General features: G+C 62.6%; 16 protein-coding genes. 9 read left to right on the top strand and 7 right to left on the bottom strand.

Annotated elements, in window-relative coordinates:
* Positions 1 to 9: 9 nt before the first annotated feature.
* Positions 10 to 1,356, bottom strand: a complete 1,347-nt coding sequence (locus tag GR198_RS25485) for an extracellular solute-binding protein (RefSeq protein ID WP_164069752.1) — start codon at positions 1,354 to 1,356, stop codon at positions 10 to 12.
* A 249-nt stretch (positions 1,357 to 1,605) separates the two neighbouring features.
* Between GR198_RS25485 and GR198_RS25480 the strand changes: the two genes are divergently transcribed.
* Positions 1,606 to 2,064, top strand: a complete 459-nt coding sequence (locus GR198_RS25480) for a YbaK/EbsC family protein (protein WP_003549231.1) — start codon at positions 1,606 to 1,608, stop codon at positions 2,062 to 2,064.
* 84 nt (positions 2,065 to 2,148) lie between these two features.
* Positions 2,149 to 3,144, top strand: coding sequence for a Tim44 domain-containing protein (locus GR198_RS25475; protein ID WP_151519582.1), 996 nt, complete (start codon positions 2,149 to 2,151; stop codon positions 3,142 to 3,144).
* A gap of 27 nt (positions 3,145 to 3,171) precedes the next feature.
* On the opposite strand, the gene GR198_RS25470 is transcribed toward GR198_RS25475, so the two are convergent.
* A complete protein-coding gene (locus tag GR198_RS25470; RefSeq protein ID WP_029874940.1) occupies positions 3,172 to 4,203 on the bottom strand; it encodes a hydroxyacid dehydrogenase in 1,032 nt (343 codons plus the stop codon).
* A gap of 277 nt (positions 4,204 to 4,480) precedes the next feature.
* Here GR198_RS25470 and GR198_RS25465 point away from each other — a divergent pair, with 277 nt between their 5' ends.
* The 7 genes from GR198_RS25465 (at position 4,481) to cydX (ending at position 12,434) form a co-directional block, all read left to right on the top strand.
* Entirely contained in the window at positions 4,481 to 5,080 is a 600-nt protein-coding gene (locus GR198_RS25465; RefSeq protein WP_029874941.1) for a HupE/UreJ family protein, read from the top strand.
* Between the two features lie 296 nt (positions 5,081 to 5,376).
* Positions 5,377 to 5,955, top strand: coding sequence for a GbsR/MarR family transcriptional regulator (locus tag GR198_RS25460; protein ID WP_029874942.1), 579 nt, complete (start codon positions 5,377 to 5,379; stop codon positions 5,953 to 5,955).
* A 4-nt stretch (positions 5,956 to 5,959) separates the two neighbouring features.
* The gene (gene cydD, locus GR198_RS25455; RefSeq protein ID WP_029874943.1) at positions 5,960 to 7,705 is read left to right on the top strand and encodes a thiol reductant ABC exporter subunit CydD; all 1,746 of its coding nucleotides are present in this window, start codon (positions 5,960 to 5,962) and stop codon (positions 7,703 to 7,705) included.
* On the top strand, positions 7,702 to 9,393 hold the full coding sequence (locus GR198_RS25450; RefSeq protein ID WP_029874944.1) for an amino acid ABC transporter ATP-binding/permease protein: 1,692 nt from the start codon (positions 7,702 to 7,704) through the stop codon (positions 9,391 to 9,393). Before cydD ends, GR198_RS25450 begins: the two co-directional genes overlap by 4 nt.
* Positions 9,394 to 9,470: 77 nt before the next feature.
* Positions 9,471 to 11,051 carry a cytochrome ubiquinol oxidase subunit I gene (locus tag GR198_RS25445; RefSeq protein ID WP_029874945.1) on the top strand — a complete coding sequence of 527 codons (1,581 nt, stop codon included), beginning with the start codon at positions 9,471 to 9,473 and terminating at the stop codon, positions 11,049 to 11,051.
* Between the two features lie 5 nt (positions 11,052 to 11,056).
* Positions 11,057 to 12,211 carry a cytochrome d ubiquinol oxidase subunit II gene (cydB, locus tag GR198_RS25440; RefSeq protein ID WP_029874946.1) on the top strand — a complete coding sequence of 385 codons (1,155 nt, stop codon included), beginning with the start codon at positions 11,057 to 11,059 and terminating at the stop codon, positions 12,209 to 12,211.
* A gap of 100 nt (positions 12,212 to 12,311) precedes the next feature.
* The gene (cydX, locus tag GR198_RS25435; protein WP_024320108.1) at positions 12,312 to 12,434 is read left to right on the top strand and encodes a cytochrome bd-I oxidase subunit CydX; all 123 of its coding nucleotides are present in this window, start codon (positions 12,312 to 12,314) and stop codon (positions 12,432 to 12,434) included.
* A gap of 45 nt (positions 12,435 to 12,479) precedes the next feature.
* On the opposite strand, the gene GR198_RS25430 is transcribed toward cydX, so the two are convergent.
* The 5 genes from GR198_RS25430 to GR198_RS25410 all read right to left on the bottom strand — a co-directional run bounded on the left by GR198_RS25430 (position 12,480) and on the right by GR198_RS25410 (position 18,668).
* Entirely contained in the window at positions 12,480 to 14,483 is a 2,004-nt protein-coding gene (locus tag GR198_RS25430; protein WP_164069751.1) for an aldo/keto reductase, read from the bottom strand.
* A 38-nt stretch (positions 14,484 to 14,521) separates the two neighbouring features.
* Complete coding sequence (locus GR198_RS25425; RefSeq protein ID WP_062941848.1) at positions 14,522 to 15,604, bottom strand: ABC transporter ATP-binding protein; 1,083 nt, start codon at positions 15,602 to 15,604, stop codon at positions 14,522 to 14,524.
* A 12-nt stretch (positions 15,605 to 15,616) separates the two neighbouring features.
* Positions 15,617 to 16,453: a carbohydrate ABC transporter permease gene (locus GR198_RS25420; RefSeq protein WP_011649800.1), complete on the bottom strand. Its 837-nt coding sequence runs from the start codon at positions 16,451 to 16,453 to the stop codon at positions 15,617 to 15,619.
* Positions 16,450 to 17,310 carry a carbohydrate ABC transporter permease gene (locus GR198_RS25415; RefSeq protein ID WP_011649801.1) on the bottom strand — a complete coding sequence of 287 codons (861 nt, stop codon included), beginning with the start codon at positions 17,308 to 17,310 and terminating at the stop codon, positions 16,450 to 16,452. The genes GR198_RS25420 and GR198_RS25415 overlap by 4 nt, the downstream gene beginning before the upstream one ends.
* Before the next feature lie 83 nt (positions 17,311 to 17,393).
* Positions 17,394 to 18,668, bottom strand: a complete 1,275-nt coding sequence (locus GR198_RS25410; protein ID WP_164069750.1) for an extracellular solute-binding protein — start codon at positions 18,666 to 18,668, stop codon at positions 17,394 to 17,396.
* Positions 18,669 to 18,707 lie beyond the last annotated feature (39 nt).

The raw sequence follows: 18,707 nt of genomic DNA, 5'->3' as shown, positions 1-18,707 counted from the left end.
GCTTCCATCTTAGCGGATGACGATCTTGTCGCCGAGCGTGCTCTTCAGCTCGCTCTCTGCATCACCGACCGCGGCATCGACGGTCTTGGCGCCGGTCCAGGATGCCTCGAGGTTCTTCCACATGATGTTCCAATATTTGCCGAAATCGGAATTGTTCGGCATCGCATTGGCATGCGGCAGCAGGCGCTCGGTGGCTTCGCGGGTCCAGCGGTCGGCCGAGTAGAATTCGACGGTGGATTCCGACTTGGAGATGCCGAGATGGGCTGATTTAACCGCATGCAGCGCGTTAGTGCGCGGCTCGGAGGCGATCTTGACCAGTTGGGCGGCAATCTCGGTGTCTTCCTGGTCGTGACCTGCGGTCAGCAGGTAGACGAGCGGATGGGTCAGCGTGTTGGCCTTGCCGCCTTCGCCGGCGGGGATCAGCGTGAAGATCACGTTGCCGAAGAAGTCCTTCAGGCCTTCCTGGTTGACGAGGCGGGCATAGTGCCAGGTGCCGCCGTCCCAGATGCCGGCCTTGCCGGTGGCGACTTCCTTCCACCACTGGTCGCCCGGCATGCCGATGTGGTTCTTCTTGGTAACGCCGGTCTTCACGGCGTCGGCGAAGAACTGATAGGTGCGGGTCATCGCGGCCTTGTCGAAAACGAGCTTGCCGCCTTCTTCCATCGTGCCGCCGAAGCTGGTGTAGAACTGCCAGTAATCAGGGCCGTTGCTGGTGCGCGGATAAAAACCGTAGCCGGCCTGGACGAGGCCCTTGTCCTGCATCTTCTTGGCGTCTTCGAGCAGGTTCTTCATGGTGTACTTGCCGTCCTGGACGCTCTGCGGCAGCGCATCCAGATCGGCGTCGCTGTAGCCGATCGCCTTCATGTAAGGCTTCCAGAAGAACATCGGACGGGATTCGGCGTCCTGCGGGACGCCGTAGACGGTGCCGTTATAGGACGCGATCTGCAACAGGTTTTCATAGATGTCGCTGAGCGGCCAAGAGTCGAGATCGACATAATCCTCGATCGGAACGATCAGCCCGGCCTGCGACCAGGGTGCGATGTCTTCATGGCCGCTGACGACGATATTCGGAGCGGTCTTGGCTTCGGCGGCGAGGGTCAGCGCCTGCTTGAAGTCCTCCCAGGCCGAATAGGGCTTCTTCTCGACGGTGATCTTCAGCTCTTCGCCCTTGAGGGCGGCTTCGCGCTGCAGCTGCTGGGCTGCGATCTCGATGGCGTCGAGGCGATAGACGTCGTTCGGGCCGGTACCGCCGGCCCAGACGCTGATGTGAACGTCCTTAGCGAGTGCAATTGCGGAGGTCGAAGCCAGGATGGCGGCGGCGACGGCAAGCGATTTCAATGTCGGCAAAATGGTCATCTTCTTCATCTCCCTGGAAGAGCAGTGTGAGGCCTCTTGACGGGTCATCACTGTTGCGTGACGGCCGTTCCGAAAACCCCACGAAAACGTGGCGTATCCCGCTCTAGGGGTTGAACGTAACGGCCGAATGACAAAATTGAGCACGTGTGCAAAATTATTATGACGATGTCCGCACGACTTGCAAGCGGCGGTTTTTGACAGGCGTCTTTTACGCTTCAAATTGCGTATTTCCTGGGCTAGCATCGCGTCATGAGCCTTGAATCCGTCCGCGCCTTCCTCAGCGCCCACGCACCCGATATCGAAATCATCGAAACCGCCGAGAGCTCCTCGACGGTGGCGCTTGCCGCCGAAGCCCATGGCGTCGAGCCGGCCCAGATCGCCAAGACGATCTGCCTGCGTGTCGGCGAGCAGATGATGCTGGTCGTTGCCGGCGGCACGGCACGGCTCGACAATCGCAAGTTCAAGGACACGTTCGGAGCCAAGGGCCGAATGCTCGATGCCGAAGAGGTTGTGGCCGTCACCAGCCATCCGGTCGGCGGCGTCTGCCCCTTCGGCCTGCCCTCGCCGTTGCCCATCTATTGCGATATCTCGCTGAAACGCTTCGATGAAGTTGTGCCGGCCGCCGGCTCGACAAACTCGGCCGTGCGCATCGAAACCGGACGGCTGGCGGAGCTGACCGGCGCCAGCTGGGTCGATGTCTGCCAGTAATGGCGGCGAAGAGCTTCACACGGCGGAAAGAGTCCCTATATTACATCTCAACATGCCGTGATTGCGCATGACAGGAGATCAGGAATGCCGAGTGCCGTTTCGCGTTTTGCCAAGATCGCGGCCATTGCCGCTCTGACGAGCGCTACCGTTTTTGCTTCCCTTGACGATGCCGAGGCGCGCCGCGCCGGCAGCGGCGGTTTCGGAAGCCGCGGCACGCGCACCTTCCAGGCTCCGCCGGTCACAAGCACCGCACCTGGGACTGCAGCACCGATCGAACGGTCGATGACGCCGCGTTCGCAGACCACGGCACCTGCTGCCGCGCAACAGCCCCTCGGCGCTCAGCGCCCCGGCTTCTTCGGCGGCTTCGGCCGTTCGATGATCGGCGGCCTGATTGCCGGCGGCCTTCTCGGCATGCTGCTCGGTCACGGTTTCGGCGGCGGCTTCGGCTTGCTCGGCATGCTGTTGCAGATCGCGCTGATCGGCGGCGCCGTCATGCTCGCCATGCGTTATTTCGCCAACCGCCGCCAGCCTTCCTACGGCGTCGGAGGCCAGAGCCGGTCCTATAACATGTCGCCCACGAATAATTCGTCCTTCCAGATCCCGACGATCGGTTCGGGGGGCGGTTTCGGCGGGCAGTCGCGCGGCAATCGGCCGAGCGACGAGATCGGGCTGGCGCAGGCCGATCTCGATCAGTTCGAGGAACTGCTGACCCAAGTGCAGACCGCTTACGGTGCCGAGGATTACGGCACCTTGCGCCGGCTGACGACGCCCGAGGCGATGTCCTATCTCGCCGAGGAGCTTGGCGAAAACGCCACCAACGGCGTGCGCAACAGCGTCTCCGACGTCAAGCTGCTGCAGGGCGATATCGCCGAGGCCTGGCGCGAGGAAGGCCAGGAATATGCGACGCTCGCCATGCGTTATTCCTCGATCGACGCGATGGTTGAACGTGACAGCGGCCGCGTCGTTTCCGGCGACGACCGCCGTCCGAGCGAAAGCACCGAGGTTTGGACCTTCGTGCGCAAGTCCGGCGCCGACTGGAAGCTTGCGGCGATCCAGGGTGCCGAGCAACGCGCCGCCTGAGGCGACGCGTCACGTCGGCATTCTGTTCTAATTCACCGCCACCGGTTTGGAACGCATGCGGGAGACGGTCTCGCGTTCCGCCCGCTTGCAGCGCATCGGCGGCAGGCCGAGATCCATCAGATCCATGTCTTCGAGCACCATGTCGCCCATTTTCTTGAAGGCGCTGTCGAGGGCGCCAGCCCTATGCGCCGAGCGGATGAAACCTTTCAGGCTCCGCACCGGATGATCGGGCGGCAGCGGTTCCTCAGGGTAGACGTCGCTCGCCGCGACGATATGGCCTGACGAGACGGCCGTCATCAGCGCATCGAAATCGACGACATCGGCGCGGCTGAGCAGGATGAAGGCCGCGCCCCTGCGCATACTGGCGAAGGCCTCAGCGCCGAGAAATCCCCTGTTCTCGCTGGTGACGGCGGCGACGACGAAGACGAAATCACTCTTCGTCAGGACGTCCTCCATGCTTGCCGGCTCGACACCGTTTTCCTCAAGGATCGATTGCGGCAGCCAGGGGTCGAATACCCGGATGCGCGCCCTGAAGCCGGACAGCACCCGGCGCAGCGCCTTGCCGAGATCGCCGAAGCCGACGATGCCGATCTCGGAACCGGCGAGCAGCCGCGCACTTGCATTCCCCTCCCCTCCCCAGAGTTCGTTGCCTTGGCGAAAAGCCACATCCGCGTCGACGATGCCGCGCGCCAAGGCCAGGGCGAAACCGAGGCCGATTTCGGCAACCGGCTCGGCAAAGACCTGCCCTGTCGTCACGACGTGGATACCGCGCTGGAAGAGCACCTCATAAGGCATGTTGTTGAGCAGATTGCTTTCGACATTGAGGATCGAGCGCAAGCCCGGCATTCTGGCCAGCGTTTCCGCCGAAAGTGGCGGCTGGCCGATGATGTAGCGCGCCTTGCCGAGGATTTCGTCGCCGAGACCGGCGATGTTCTCGGGATCGGCCTCGACGATCTCATATTTCGCCTGCAGTTCGGCGCGCGCACTGTCGCTGAAGATCAGATCGAGCGTGCGCGGCTCTGGCGCGCTGATCGCCAGCGGCCGTTCGGTATTCATCATGGCGTCTCCTCCATCGCGGCGGCCTGCGCCGTCTTTGCCGGACGATTGATAGCCTCTGTACGGAGTTGTTTCCAGTTCGATCTTGAGGCGCGGCGCGTCGGGAGAAGCTATCGAAAGTGGCATCTGCCTATCAGATAAGCAGTTGAATTGGCTCGGTATTTCATGGCATTTTCGTTGACGGCGCGAATTCTTTGAATTAGCGTGATGCGCGCGACTTGGAACCGTGCCTGTGTTCGGCGGCCGCAGGATATTCGAAAACTCACGAGGGGAATGAGCAATGAAATCAGCACTCAAGAGCGGCCTGCTTGCCTTGGCTGCCGCAGCGCTTCCAGCCGTCGCCTCCGCCCATCCCGCCATCGGCGAAGCTGCCGGCTTCAGCCATGGCTTTACCCATCCGATCTCTGGCCTCGATCATGTTCTCGCCATGGTGATGGTTGGTGTTTTCGCATTTCAGCTCGGCGGCCGCGCCACCTGGCTCGTGCCGACGACCTTCGTTCTGGTGATGGCGCTCGGCGGTGCCCTCGGCGTTGCCGGCATCAATGTTCCCTTCGTTGAAATCGGCATCGCGCTTTCCGTCGTCGTTCTCGGCGCCGTCGTCGCACTCAACGTCAAGGCGCCGCTGGCCGCAGCACTTGGTGTCATCGGCGTCTTCGCCATCTTCCACGGTCACGCACATGGCTCCGAAATGCCGGAAAATGCCGCCCGTGCCGCCTATGCCGCCGGCTTCGTGGTCGGGACCGCACTGCTGCATCTCGCCGGCCTCGCCCTTGGTTACGTCATCGGCCGCGCTGGTGAACGTCAGGGCGTTTTCGTGACGCGTACGGCCGGCGGCATTGCGACGATTGCCGGCGTCGGCATCCTGACCGGCTTGATCTAAGCCTGGCGGCATTCTTGAACGAAAACTGGGCAGCAGCGGCGGCCTAGACATCTCAATCCGACAGAACGCCCGGCATGCGTAACGCATCGCCGGGCGTTTCTGCGTCATCGCTGCAAACCGCTACGGACTTGACTCAGGTCAAATCCAGCGACGTCGCACCCGGCTATATCTAGCCAACGATCAACGAACGGACATCCAAATTGACGCAGGACTGCCTTGCCGATTGCCGGCGAGACGCGAAAGTCAGTATAGTAATTTCAGAAATTTCTGAAATCACAGACGCAACGGAAACGACCATGAACCTTCCGCCTCTCGTCCAGTCCTTCGTTCTCCACTTCGGCGAAATGGGGTCGCGCTGGGGAATCAACCGCACGGTCGGCCAGATTTATGCCCTGCTCTTCGTCTCGCCCGCGCCGGTCTGCGCCGAGGAGATCGCCGATTCGCTCGGCATCTCGCGCTCCAATGTGTCGATGAGCCTGCGCGAACTGCAGGCCTGGAACCTCGTCATCTTGAAACACAAGCCGGACGACCGCCGCGATTTCTTCACCACGCCGGATGATGTCTGGCAGATATTGAGGACGCTTGCCGAGGAGCGAAAGAAGCGCGAAGTCGATCCGACGCTGTCGGTTCTGAGAGAGATCCTGATGCAGCGGCCGGCCAGCGACGCCGAGCGGCATGCGCAGCAGCGCATGAGCGAGATGCACACGCTGATCGAGCAACTGACGCATTGGTATGAAGACGTAAAACAACTTGAAACAGAAAGGCTCGCAACGTTACTCTCGCTTGGCGCGAAAGTGACCAAGCTTCTGGAGGCCAAGGACCGGGTTGTTTCGCTCGGCCGCAGCCGCCGGTCAAATCCTGCGAACAAGAGTTAGCGCCATGGGCACTGCTTTCTTCGACGCGAGGGACGGACGGGGCGCCGAGCCGGCGCCGGACGGTGATACGGTCTCGCCTGTCATCGGCCCCGATGATGTCAAAGGCGGGCTGCGCAGAGCGGCAATGCTGCAGGCGCTGGCCGTCGCCATCTGGATCCCGCAGGCCGCATTGCTGGCCGTCTCGGTCGGCCGCATCGCCGACAGCGGCGGATTGCATGACGTTGTCTGGCCAGCCCTCGGCATCCTCGCCCTCGGATTTGCAAGAAGCTGTCTCGACGCGGCCGGCGGCCGCCTGGCTTTTCAAGCCGCCCGCGCCGAGCTCAGCCGCAGGCGGCAGATCGCCGCCGCGGCACTTTCCATGTCGTCGCCGGTCGATCGCGGCCGGCCTGCCTCCGGCAAAGCCGCAAGTGTCATTGGCGAACAGGCCGAACTGATCGTGCCTTATCTCGCCCGTTTCCAGCCGGCACGGATGAAGGCGAGTCTCGTGCCACTCGTCATCCTTGCCTTCATCCTTCCGGTCTCCTGGATCGCCGCGCTGGTTCTGCTGTTCGCCGCGCCGCTGATCCCGATCTTCATGGCGCTGATCGGCTGGCGCGCCCAGGCGGCCAGCGAAAGGCAACTCGTCGCGACCGGCGGCCTCAACGGCTTCCTGCTCGATCGGCTGCGCGGACTGGCGACCATCCGCGCGCTCGACGCCGTGGATGCAACCGCGCTACGGCTGCGTCGCGAGGCGGAGTCGCTGCGAGCACGCACCATGGCGGTGCTGAAGATCGCCTTTCTGTCCTCGGCGGTGCTCGAGCTTTTCGCCGCGCTCGGCGTGGCGATGATTGCGGTCTATGTCGGCTTCAGCCTGCTCGGTGAGATCCGCTTCGGCACTTGGGTAGGCCGGCTCGACCTGACCGAGGGACTGTTCATCCTGCTGCTGGCACCGGCCTTCTTCGAACCGCTGCGCGAACTCTCGGCTGTCTGGCACGATCGGGCGGCCGGCGAAGCGGCGCTGAAGGCCCTGGACACCCTCGCTGCCGGCGGCCTGTCCATCCGAGGAGCAGCCGACGTCGCGCCAGCGGCATCTGCCGTCGCCGAGGCACCGGCCATTCGTCTTGAGAATGTCGATTTCCGCTACGACGCCGACGAACCGTTGATCCTCGACGGTTTCAACCTCGATATCGCGGCCGGCGAACATCTGGCGCTTCTCGGCGCCAGCGGTTCCGGCAAGTCGACGCTTCTTTCGCTGATTTCAGGGCTGGCGCCCTGCACCGGTGGCCGCATCGTCATCGGCGGCATCGAACTTGCCGATGACAGCGCCCACGCCTTGCGCGCCAGCATGGCATGGATCGGCCAAAGACCGCATATTTTTGCCGGCACCATCGCCGGCAATATCGCGCTCGGCAGGCCCGGTATCGCGCGCGGCGACGTGACGGATGCGCTCGATGCCGCCAGCCTCGGAAAAGTCGCCGCCGCCTATGGCGACCGGCCGCTCGGCGAAGGCGGGATCGGGCTTTCCGGCGGCGAGGCGCTGCGGCTGGCGATCGCGCGGGCGGCCTGCAATCCGCATCTCCGGATCATCCTGGCCGACGAGCCGACCGCACATCTCGACGCCGCCACCGCAGCCGAGGTGACCGAGAGCCTGCTTTTGCTCGCCAGGGGCCGCACCCTTATTGTTGCGACACACGATCCGCTGCTTGCCGCCCGCATGCATCGCGCCATGCGCGTCGATGCCGACATCGTTATCAGGGAGGCCGCCGAATGAGCGGATTTGCTGCCGACCTCAAGCCGATCTTGCGTCTGTTCCTTGCCGAGCGCCGGCGTGCGCTGTTGCTCGGCGCAGCACTTTCGGCGGCGACGGTGACCGCCGGCATCGCCCTGCTCGGCCTGTCCGGCTGGTTCATCACCGCCACCTCGCTCGCCGGCCTTTCGGCCGCTGCCGCCATCACCTTCGACGTCTTTGCGCCGTCAGCCGGCATCCGCCTGCTCGCTATCGTCCGTACGGCCGCGCGCTACGGCGAAAGGCTTGCGACCCATGACGCAACGCTCGGCGTGCTCGCCGCGCTGCGCGAAAAGCTATTTCGCGGCTTTGCCGAACCGGGTGCGGCTCGCACCCTGTTGCATCGTCCCGCACGGCTGCTTTTCCGGCTGACAGCCGATATCGATGCGCTCGATTCCCTCTACCTGCGCATCCTCGTGCCGGCTGCGGTCGCGATCGGTGCAGCACTGGCGGCAAGCCTCGTGCTGGGGCTGATGCATCCCGTGTTCGGCCTGTGTTTCGGCCTTTTTCTCGCCGGTGCCGGCCTCGGCCTGCCTGTCATCGCCGGGCGGGCGGCGCGCAAGCATGCCCGCAGACGCGCCCATGGCATCGAGGCACTGCGGTCGCGGACGATCGATCTCGTCGCCGGCCAGACCGATCTGCTGATGGCCGGCCGTCTTGCCGCGCAGCGAGAGACGATTGCCGCGGCAGACCATTACTCCGCCCGTGCCGACGACCAGTTGAACCGCGTTGAGACCGGCCTGACATTCGGCTTCGGCCTTGTCTCAACCTTGCTGCTGACGGCATCGCTACTCGCCGTCGCAGCACTTGCGGAAACGAAGGCGATCACCGCGCCTGTCGCCGCACTCGGCCTGCTCGTCGCCTTCGCCGCGACCGAACCCTTCGCAGCGCTCCGCCGCGGCGCGCTGGAAGTCGGCAGGACATTGCTTGCGGCAAGGCGTATCGCACCGCGGCTTGTCGCAGTCGCAGCACAAGAACCCCTAGCGGCGGCGCTGCCGGGATACGCTTTCTCGGTAGCGAAGGTTTCCGCCTTTCATGAAAATTCCAATGTGCCGGCGCTCCAAGGCATCGAGCTCGCGCTTCAGCAGGGTGAACGACTGGCCGTCATCGGCAGCAGCGGCGCCGGCAAATCGAGCCTGCTTGCCCTGCTTTCCGGCGAATTGCCGGCGCGGACGGGAAGTGTTGCCGTGATGGCGACGACCTTGCTGACGCAACGGACGGAGCTCTTCGAGGACAGCCTGCGCGGCAACCTGCTCCTTGCAAACCCGGATGAGAACGAGGCCCGTCTTCGCGAAGCGCTCGCTGCGGCCGGCCTGCTTGCCGATATCGACGCCATGCCGCGGGGGATCGATACCCGGCTCGGCGAAGGCGGGCTCGGTCTTTCCGGTGGTCAGTCGCGCCGGTTGGCGCTTGCCCGGCTCTTCCTGCGCGACACGCCGCTCTGGCTGCTCGATGAGCCGACCGAGGGACTTGACGGCGCCACCGCCCGCGACGTGCTCTGCCGGCTGTCGGCAATGGCGGCAGGCCATTCGCTGGTGATCGCCACGCATATCCGCCGCGAGGCGGCGATCGCAGACCGCATCGCCGTCATCGAAGGCGGTCGCATCACAGAAATTTCGCGCCGCGGAGAGGCGGCGTTCGAAAAGGCGCTCGACCGGCTTCGGCCGGACTAGAGCAAGATTGCATACCCTCACGCGCCGGCCGGTGCTGAGGAACGCCCTGTACCCCGTGGGACCGTGGGAGAAAAACAATGGAACTAGATATCGTCGCGTTATCGCGCTTCCAATTCGCGCTGACGGCGCTTTACCACTTCCTGTTCGTGCCTCTGACGCTCGGCCTGTCCGTGCTGCTGGCGATCATGGAAACCGTCTATGTCATGACCGGCCGCCAGATCTGGCGGCAGATGACCAAATTCTGGGGCGGGCTGTTCGGCATCAATTTCGTGCTCGGCGTCGCCACCGGCATCGTCATGGAATTCCAGTTCGGCATGAACTGGAGCTATTACAGCTATTATGTCGGCGACATCTTCGGTGCGCCGCTGGCGATCGAAGGTCTGATGGCCTTCTTCCTCGAGGCGACCTTCGTCGGCCTGTTCTTCTTCGGCTGGGACAAGCTGTCAAAGGTCGGGCATCTCGTCGCCACCTGGGCGGTGGCGCTGGGATCGAACTTTTCCGCACTCTGGATCCTGATCGCCAATGGCTGGATGCAGAACCCTGTGGGATCGGCGCTTAACCCGCAGACGATGCGCATGGAAATCACAAGCTTCTTCGACGTGGTCTTCAATCCCGTCGCCCAGGCGAAATTCGTCCATACGGTGTCGGCAGGCTATGTCTGCGCCTCGATCTTCGTGCTCGGCGTTTCGGCCTGGTATATCCTCAAGGGCCGGCACATCGAGCTTGCCAAGCGATCGATGACGGTTGCGGCCTCCTTCGGCCTTGCTTCGGCGCTTTCGGTCGTCGTGCTTGGCGACGAGAGCGGTTATCTCGCCACCGAGAACCAGAAGATGAAGCTCGCGGCAATCGAGGGCATGTGGAAGACGGAACCGGCGCCGGCGGCATTCACCGCCTTCGGTTTCCCCGACCAGGAGGCGCGCGAGACGCATTTTGCCGTGCACATTCCCTGGGTCATGGGCCTGATCGGCACGCGGTCGCTGACGACTGAGATCCCCGGCATCGACAAGCTCGAACAGCAGGCCGAAACCCGGATCCGCGATGGCATCAAGGCCTACGACGCGCTGATGCAGATCCGTGCGGCGCCGGCGCAGGATCAGGTTGCGCAGGAAGTGCGCAGCTCCTTCGAGGATCTCGGCCATGATCTCGGCTATGCTCTTCTGCTGAAGCGCTATGTCGACGACCCGCGTCAGGCGACCGAAGAGCAGATCGTCCAGGCCGCGCGCGACACGATCCCGCATGTGCCGACCCTCTTCTGGTCCTTCCGCATTATGGTCGGCCTCGGCATCTTCTTCATCCTGCTGACGGCGACCTTCTTCTGGCTGTCGGCGCGGCGCCATCTCGACAAGTATCCTCTGCTTCTGAAGGTCGCGGTGTTTGCCATTCCGCTGCCCTGGGTCGCAATCGAATTCGGCTGGATCGTCGCCGAGTTCGGCCGCCAGCCCTGGGTGATCGAAGGCGTGCTGCCGACGGCGGCCGCCGTCTCCAGCCTCGGCGCCGGCACCGTGCTTCTGACCATCATCGGTTTTGCGGCACTCTACACGACGCTGATCGTCATCGAGATGGGCCTGATGATCAAGGCGATCAAGCAAGGGCCGGAGCCGGACGACGAGCCGGAAGCCCATCTGATTTCCGAAACCCTCGTCCCGGCCGCGGAGTGACTGCCATGATCCTTCACGAACTCATCGACTATGAAACCCTGCGTCTCATCTGGTGGCTGCTGCTCGGCGTCCTGCTGATCGCTTTTGCGACGACCGGCGGCTTCGATCTCGGCGTGGGCACGCTTCTGCCTTTCGTTGCCCGGACCGATACGGAACGTCGCGTGGCGATCAACACCATTGGCGCCACCTGGGAGGGCAACCAGGTCTGGCTGATCCTCGGCGGCGGCGCCATCTTCGCCGCCTGGCCGCCGCTTTATGCAGTGTCCTTCTCGGGCTTCTACCTGGCGATGTTCGCGATCCTCTTCGCGCTCATCCTGCGCCCGGTCGGTTTCAAATACAGGTCGAAGCGGGAAAGCGCCAGTTGGCGCAATGGCTGGGACTGGGCGCTGTTCATTGGCGGCTTCGTGCCGTCACTGATCTTCGGCGTTGCCGTCGGCAATGTGCTGCAGGGCGTTCCCTTCCGCTTTGCCGACGATATGCGGATCTTCTACGAAGGTTCGTTCTTCGCCCTGCTCAACCCCTATGCGCTGCTCTGTGGCCTGCTTTCCCTGGCCATGCTGACGATGCATGGTGCGGCCTGGCTGGTGTTGAAGTCGAGTGGCCCGGTCGCCGAGCGTGCCAGAAGCTATGGCAGCGTCGCCGCCCTTGCCGTCATTCTGCTTTTCGCACTCGGCGGTCTCTTCCTGTGGATCGGCGTCGGTGGCTATCGCATCACCAGCGATATCAGCCCAATCGGCCCCTCCAATCCGCTGTTGAAAACCGTGGCGCTGGAGAAAGGCGCGTGGCTTACCAACTATGCCGCCCATTCGTGGATGATCATCGCGCCCGTCCTCGGCTTCGTCGGCGCGGCACTGGCCTTCATTGCCATGCGGGCAAGGCGCGAGGTCATGACGCTGCTCTTCAGCAAGGTGGCGATCTTTGGCATCATCTCGACGGTCGGCCTGTCGATGTTCCCGTTCATCCTGCCCTCTTCGCTCGATCCGCGATCGAGCCTGACGGTCTGGGATGCATCCTCCAGCCACATGACGCTGTTCATCATGCTGGTGGTGACGGTGATCTTCCTGCCGATCATCTTCGCCTACACGGCCTGGGTCTACAAGGTTCTGTGGGGCAAGGTCGATGAGAAGTCCATCACCGACAAAAATAGCCACGCCTACTAGAGCGGTTCGGCAGAACCGCTCTAGCCTTTTGTTTTTACGCAATTCCGGACGGAAAACCGCTTCGCACTTTTCCTGGAATTGCTCTGATGGAGACCAAACGATGTGGTATTTTGCATGGATGCTCGGCCTGCCGCTGGCCGCCGCCTTCGCCGTCCTCAACGCCATGTGGTATGAGCTGATGGACGACGCGGCCAGGAAGAAAGCTTCCGAGCCGCGCAAGTAGAAAAAGCAAAGGGCGCGGCTCGCGCCGCGCCCTTTGCGCGTCTCGTCAGCCTTCCAGCCACTTCACCTGCTCAGGCGTCAGCCTGATGTCGAGTGCCGAGAGGCTGTCTTCCAATTCGGCGACAGTGCGCGGCCCGATCAGCGGAATGACCGGGAAAGGCTGGGCGATCACATAGGCGAGCGCGATATGGATCGGATTGCGGCCGAGCTTGTTGGCAAGCTCGATGGCGCGGTCGCGGCGTCCGAAGTTGCGCTCGGAATACCAGACCCGGACGATCTCCTCATCGTCTCGCTTGTCGCGGCCGGCGCGGTCGGTAAAGAAGCCGCGGCCCTGACTCGACCAGGCAAAGTTCGGGATCTGCTTCTCGTTCAGCCATTTCTTCCAGTCGTCGTCGGAGGCGGCAACGCAGCCGGCCCAGATCGGATCGAGCATCTCGGCGAGCGAGAAGTTGTTGGAAAGTGCTGCCGGCGCCGTCTTGCCGGTCTTTTCGGCATAGGCGATCGCCTCGTCGAAGCGGGCCCGCGTCCAGTTCGAGCCACCGAATATGCCGCGGATGCGTCCGCGCTTGACCTCGGCATCCATGGCATCGACGAATTCGCCGACCGGCACGTCGGTATTGTCACGATGCATGAAATAGATGTCGACATAGTCGGTCTTCAGCCGGGAAAGCGACTGGTCGAGCTGCTTTGCGATCATATCGGGATAGCAGAGCGGCGAATGCGCGCCCTTGCCGATCAGCACGATCTCCTCGCGCGGTACCTTGCGGCTCGTGTGCCAGTCGCCGAAGATCGCCTCCGTCTTGCCGCCGCCATAGACATAGGCGGTGTCGAAGGCATTGCCGCCGGCCTCGTAGAATGCGTCGAGCGTCAGCGAGGCGGCAGCGAAGTTCGGGAAGAACTCGAAGCCGAGTGTGACGACCGAAGCCGGCTTGGAAATGCCGGGGATCTGACGCTGCGGAACGCTGTTGCCGCGCGCGATCGCGCCGCCGGCAATGTTTGTCGTGCGTTTGCTGGCTTTTTCAACGCCGTATTCGAGGCCGACCGAGGCGCGCCACTGGTCGAGCACACGCAGGTTTCCGATCGAATCTGCCCAGCTCATGCCGGGAGAGCTGAATTCGGTCTTGCCGGCGCGGATGGCATCGCCTGCCGCATCCGCCTCGAAGGAATAGAGCCAGCGATCCTCCCTGAGTTCGACGGTCTCCTGCTTGCCGCCCTTGACGATCTCGATCTTGCCGACGCCGCCCTTGTGACCGGAGGCAAACCAGAAGTCCTGGACCTCGATTCGGCCCTCGGAGCCGATGATGCGCAGCACATTGTCCTGCTGCGCCATGATCGAGCAGGAGACTTCGGCGATGATCTCGTTCGGGAATTTGAGCACGGCAGATGCCCATTCGTCGACGCCACTCTGGCCGAGATGGGCGACGCCCGAGACCTTCTCCGGTTCGAGGAAGGCCTTGCCCTCCGCGGCGCCTGATATCAGTCTGGCCATCGAGACCGGATAACCGCCGACATCGAGAATGCCGCCGCCGGCGGTGTCGTTAGCGAAAAGCCGGTGTTCCGGCTTGTAGCTGCCCATGTTGAAGCCGAAGCTCGAGCGGATGATGCGAACGGTGCCGATGACGCCGCTTTTGACGAGTTCGACCAGCTTCTCCGTCTGCGGATGCACGCGGTACATGAAAGCTTCCCCGGCGAAGACGCCGGCTTTTTTCGCCTCGTAATAAACCGCTTCGGCATCATAGGCCGAGAGCGCGATCGGCTTTTCCACCAGGATGTGCTTGCCGGCGCGTGCCGCCTTGATTGCCCATTCGGCGTGGCCGGTGTGAGGGACGGCGATATAGATCGCATCGATCTCCTTGTCGGAGAGCAGCGCCTCGTAACCATCGACGATGCGGGCGCCGGGGAACCCGTCGGCAAGGCCCGGCTTTGCCGGATTGCGGGTGGCAATTGCCACCAGCTTCCCCGTGCGTGAATGAGCGACGCCGTCTGCAAAGGTGCGGGCGATGGTGCCGGGGCCGATGATGCCCCAGCGGATCGGTTGATCTGAAGTCATGGAAAATCCTCTTTCGTCTTTCTGTCCTGGGATTTGGTTCAGCGAAGCCGTTTACCGGCGCCGTCGAAAAGGAATGTGCGGTTGGCGGGAAGGCCGACCGTCAGCGTTTCGCGATTGCCGGCGACGCGCGATTCCGGCCGCTCGATGATCAGTTGCTCGGGGCCAATGGTGGCGTAGATGTAACTTGTATTGCCGAGATGTTCGGCGACGTCGATGGTGACGGTGAGGTCGGCATCGCCGGTGCCCGCATCGACGAAATGTTCGGGACGGATGCCGAGCGTCACTTTTGCGCCGGCTTCGATGGGATCGGCGACCGGCAGCGTCAGACGGGTATTGGCGTCACTTTCCAGCGCGATCACCGCCCTGCCCGGCTGCGTCTCGACCACCACGGCCTTGAGGAAATTCATCTTCGGCGAGCCGACGAAGCCGGCGACGAACTGATTGGCGGGATCGTCATAGAGGTCGAGCGGTGCGCCGATCTGCTCGATATTGCCGGCGCGCAGCACGACGATCCTGTCGGCGAGCGTCATCGCTTCCGTCTGGTCGTGGGTGACGTAGATCATCGTCGTGCCGAGCTGTTTGTGCAGCCTGGAGATTTCGACGCGCATCTGCACGCGCAGTTCCGCATCGAGGTTCGACAAAGGTTCGTCGAACAGGAAGACCTGTGGTTCGCGGACGATGGCGCGGCCGATCGCGACACGCTGGCGCTGGCCGCCAGAAAGCTGCTTCGGCCGGCGCTTCATCAACTCAGTGATCTGCAGGATCTCGGCGACATGGCGCACGCGCCGCTCGGTGTCGGCCTTCGGATTGCCGTTCATGCGTAGGCCGAAGCTCAAATTTTCCTCGACGGTCAGGTGCGGATAGAGCGCATAGGACTGGAAGACCATGGCAATGCCGCGATCGGCCGGCTCGACGTCGTTAACGACCCTGCCGCCAATCTGAAGCTCGCCTGACGTAATGTCCTCGAGGCCGGCGATCATCCTGAGCAGCGTGGACTTGCCGCAGCCGGAGGGGCCGACGAAGACAACGAATTCGCCGTCCTTCACCTCCAGATTGGCGCCGTGGATGATCTCAAAGCCGCCGAAGCGCTTGACGATGTTGCTGAGTGAAAGCTCTGCCATGCAGCCTCCCGATTATTTAATTGCGCCGGCCGCGATGCCGGCGATGAAATGGCGCTGAAGAGCCACGAAGATGACGAGGATCGGCGCCGTCAGCAGTACCGCGCCGGCCATGATGCCGCCCCAGGAGACCTTGGTGAGGCCGATAAGCGTTCCCAATGCCACAGGCGCCGTCATCATCCCCGGTCTGGAATTGATCAGCAGCGGCCAGAGGTAATTGTTCCACGAGTGCAGGAAGAGAATGATCGCCAATGCCGCCATGGTCGGGCGCGCCAGCGGCAAGGCGATGCGCAGGAAGATCTGCCATTCCTTGACGCCCTCGACCCGGGCCGCATCGAAGAGCTCGCCCGGCATCATCGAGAAGGATTGCCGCATGAACAGCACGCCGAGCGAATTGAACAGCGGCGGCACGATCAGAGCTACCCAGGTGTTTGCCAGCTTGAACTCGCGCGCCACCATGATGAATTGCGGGATGACGACCACGGAGAAGGGAAGCGTGATCGTGCCGAGAATGATGGCGATGACGACGGAGCGGCCGACGAAACGGTAACGTGCCAGTGCCCAGCCGGCCATCGAAGTCAGCAGTACCGAGAGCACTGTATAGATCAGCGCCACGCCGATGGAGATCACCATTGCCCCGATGAAATCGGTATCGGCCTGCAGGTTTTTGAAATTCTCGACGAAGTTGGTCGATGGCCAGAGCACGATGTCAGGGCTGAAGATGCCGTTGTCGGGCATGGTCGAGAAGACAAACATCATCCAGAGCGGAAACAACCAGATGAGAGCAAGGGGCGCCAGTGCAGCGTGCAACGCGATCTGGCGCAGCAGAAGCGATTGGGATTTGGATTTCATTTCGGATCCCTCCCGACCCAGAGATTGAGAAGCGAGATCGACACGGCAAGGGCAGCCATCGTATAGGCGATCGCCGAGGCATAGCCGAAGTTCAGCGAGGTGAAGCCCTGGCGATAAAGCAGCAGGCCGAGGGTCTCGGTGCCGCCGCCGGGACCGCCGCGATTGGTGATCAAGAAGGGCTCGGTGAAGAGCTGCATGGTGCCGATCACCGAGAGCACCACGCAAAATAGGATGATCGGTTTCAGGAGCGGCAGGGTGATGTGGAAGAACTGCTGGACCTTGCTCACCCGGTCGAGCGTCGCCGCCTCGTAGACATCATCGGGAATCGACTGCAGGCCGGCGAGAATGATGATGGCGTTGTAGCCTGCCCAGCGCCATGTGACGGCGAGGATGATCAGCGCCATGGCGGCATTGGCATTGTCGAACCAGGAGACCGGGCTGAGACCGACGGCCGAGATCAGCTTGTTGATGATGCCGAAATCGAGGCTGAACATCAGCCGGAAGACGGCGGCATAGGCGACCTCGCCGACGACGACAGGCGCAAAGAAGGCAAAGCGGAAGAGCGGCCGCGCTTTCAGCAGCGGCGAATTGAGCATGACGGCCATAACGGTCGCAAGCGCGATCATGACAGGCACCTGGATCACCAGGATGATCAGCGTGTTGTAGAGGGCATTGTAGAAGGCCGGGTCGTAGAAGAGCCGGCCCCAATTGGCCTGGAAACTATATTTCCACGGGTTGATGCGGGTGTTCTGAAAGGAAATCAGGAACGAATTGATGATCGGCCAGACCCAGAAGGTGGCAAAGATCAGCAGATAAGGGGCGAGGAACGCATAAGCGCTCCGGGTTCTGAACGGCATCAAGCCTCCTCCTCACAAACGAATGACCGGCCGCTTTGCAAGCCGGGGGAAAGCCGGGCGCCTGAAGCGCCCGGCATCGTCATTCATTGCGCGATCGGAAGGCCGGTCGCCGAAGCGATCTGGTTGGCGGCATCGTCAAGAGCCGCCTTCGCATCGGGATAGCCGCCGGAGAAGAACTTCGTCTGCGTCGCCTTGAAGATGGCTTCGGCATCGCTCTGGAAGGCGGTGCCGCGGCTCGGCACGATCTTCGGCAGCGTCGCCAGGATATCGGCCCAGACCTTCTGACCGCCCCAATAAGGCTGCGGTTCGTTGACGAAGGGATCTTGTACGGCCGAGAGCAACGATGGCACCAGACCGAATTCCTTCAGCATCGTAACCTGACCCTCATTCGTGCCGAGGGCGTAGTTGACGAATTTCCAGGCGGCTTCCTTATTTGCGGAGGTCGCCGAAATAGCGAGCGACGAACCGCCGAGATTGGCGGCATGCGGGCCATCGGCCGTCAGGCTCGGCATTTTGTAGACGCCCCACTTGCCCTTGAGATCGGGCGAGGTCGAGCGGACGGTGCCCTCGTACCAACCGCCATACAGCTGGCTCGCGGCCTTGCCGGCGGTATTGGCCTGGATCTTTTCGTCCCAATTGGCCGCCGTCAGCGTGCCGGCATCCTTCATTTCCTTCACCTTTTGCAGTGAGGAAACGCAGGCCGGCTGGTTGATGGTGATATTCTGGCCGTCGGCCGAGTAATAGCCGCAGCCCTGTTCATTGGCGATCATGCGAAACCATTCGCTGTCGCCATTGAAGTCCGCCTGCGCCATCACGGTGCCGGGGTTGGCGGCGGAAATCTTCTTGCCGGCGGCAATAAAGTCGTCCCAGGTATTGATCGTGCTCGGGTCGACGCCGGCCTTTTCGTAGAAATCGCGGCGATAGAAGACGGCGACAGGGCCGGAATCCCACGGCATGGCATAGGCGACGTCGCCGACCTCAAGCTCGGTGCGCTTGAATTCAGGGAATTTCGCCTGAATGTCGGCCGTGTAACCGAGCTCCTTCAGATTGGCGAAGCAATCCGGGAAACGGCTCCAGAAGATCTCGGCCTCGAAGTTTTCGATGGTGACGATGTCGGGCAAGCCGTCGCCGCCAGCGGCGCAGGCAGCCAGCGTCTTATCGAAGACCTGACTGTTGCCAAGATCCTCGACGGTGATCTTGATATCGGGAAACTGTTTGTTGAAGCCTGGAAGCGTGGACTTCAATGCCGACGCGGCGACATTCCAGCTCCAGATGGTGAGATTGGCCGACTGCGCGTATGCGGAGCCGGAAGCAAGCACTGCGACAGCTGCGGTCGCAGCGAGAAATTTGAAGCGCATTGAAAATCCTCCCTTTTCAATTGCCGATCTTTCACGAAC

Origin of the sequence: Rhizobium leguminosarum (assembly GCF_010668065.1) — a bacterium.
Taxonomy (GTDB): domain Bacteria; phylum Pseudomonadota; class Alphaproteobacteria; order Rhizobiales; family Rhizobiaceae; genus Rhizobium; species Rhizobium leguminosarum_S.
This window is presented reverse-complemented; position numbering and strand designations above follow the sequence as displayed.

Bases quoted from the DNA above. Each gene is read 5' to 3' on its own strand.
- GR198_RS25485 (WP_164069752.1), bottom strand. From the start codon at position 1,356: ATGACCATTTTGCCGACATTGAAATCGCTTGCCGTCGCCGCCGCCATC.
- GR198_RS25480 (WP_003549231.1), top strand. From the start codon at position 1,606: ATGAGCCTTGAATCCGTCCGCGCCTTCCTCAGCGCCCACGCACCCGAT.
- GR198_RS25475 (WP_151519582.1), top strand. From the start codon at position 2,149: ATGCCGAGTGCCGTTTCGCGTTTTGCCAAGATCGCGGCCATTGCCGCT.
- GR198_RS25470 (WP_029874940.1), bottom strand. From the start codon at position 4,203: ATGATGAATACCGAACGGCCGCTGGCGATCAGCGCGCCAGAGCCGCGC.
- GR198_RS25465 (WP_029874941.1), top strand. From the start codon at position 4,481: ATGAAATCAGCACTCAAGAGCGGCCTGCTTGCCTTGGCTGCCGCAGCG.
- GR198_RS25460 (WP_029874942.1), top strand. From the start codon at position 5,377: ATGAACCTTCCGCCTCTCGTCCAGTCCTTCGTTCTCCACTTCGGCGAA.
- cydD (WP_029874943.1), top strand. From the start codon at position 5,960: ATGGGCACTGCTTTCTTCGACGCGAGGGACGGACGGGGCGCCGAGCCG.
- GR198_RS25450 (WP_029874944.1), top strand. From the start codon at position 7,702: ATGAGCGGATTTGCTGCCGACCTCAAGCCGATCTTGCGTCTGTTCCTT.
- GR198_RS25445 (WP_029874945.1), top strand. From the start codon at position 9,471: ATGGAACTAGATATCGTCGCGTTATCGCGCTTCCAATTCGCGCTGACG.
- cydB (WP_029874946.1), top strand. From the start codon at position 11,057: ATGATCCTTCACGAACTCATCGACTATGAAACCCTGCGTCTCATCTGG.
- cydX (WP_024320108.1), top strand. From the start codon at position 12,312: ATGTGGTATTTTGCATGGATGCTCGGCCTGCCGCTGGCCGCCGCCTTC.
- GR198_RS25430 (WP_164069751.1), bottom strand. From the start codon at position 14,483: ATGACTTCAGATCAACCGATCCGCTGGGGCATCATCGGCCCCGGCACC.
- GR198_RS25425 (WP_062941848.1), bottom strand. From the start codon at position 15,604: ATGGCAGAGCTTTCACTCAGCAACATCGTCAAGCGCTTCGGCGGCTTT.
- GR198_RS25420 (WP_011649800.1), bottom strand. From the start codon at position 16,453: ATGAAATCCAAATCCCAATCGCTTCTGCTGCGCCAGATCGCGTTGCAC.
- GR198_RS25415 (WP_011649801.1), bottom strand. From the start codon at position 17,310: ATGCCGTTCAGAACCCGGAGCGCTTATGCGTTCCTCGCCCCTTATCTG.
- GR198_RS25410 (WP_164069750.1), bottom strand. From the start codon at position 18,668: ATGCGCTTCAAATTTCTCGCTGCGACCGCAGCTGTCGCAGTGCTTGCT.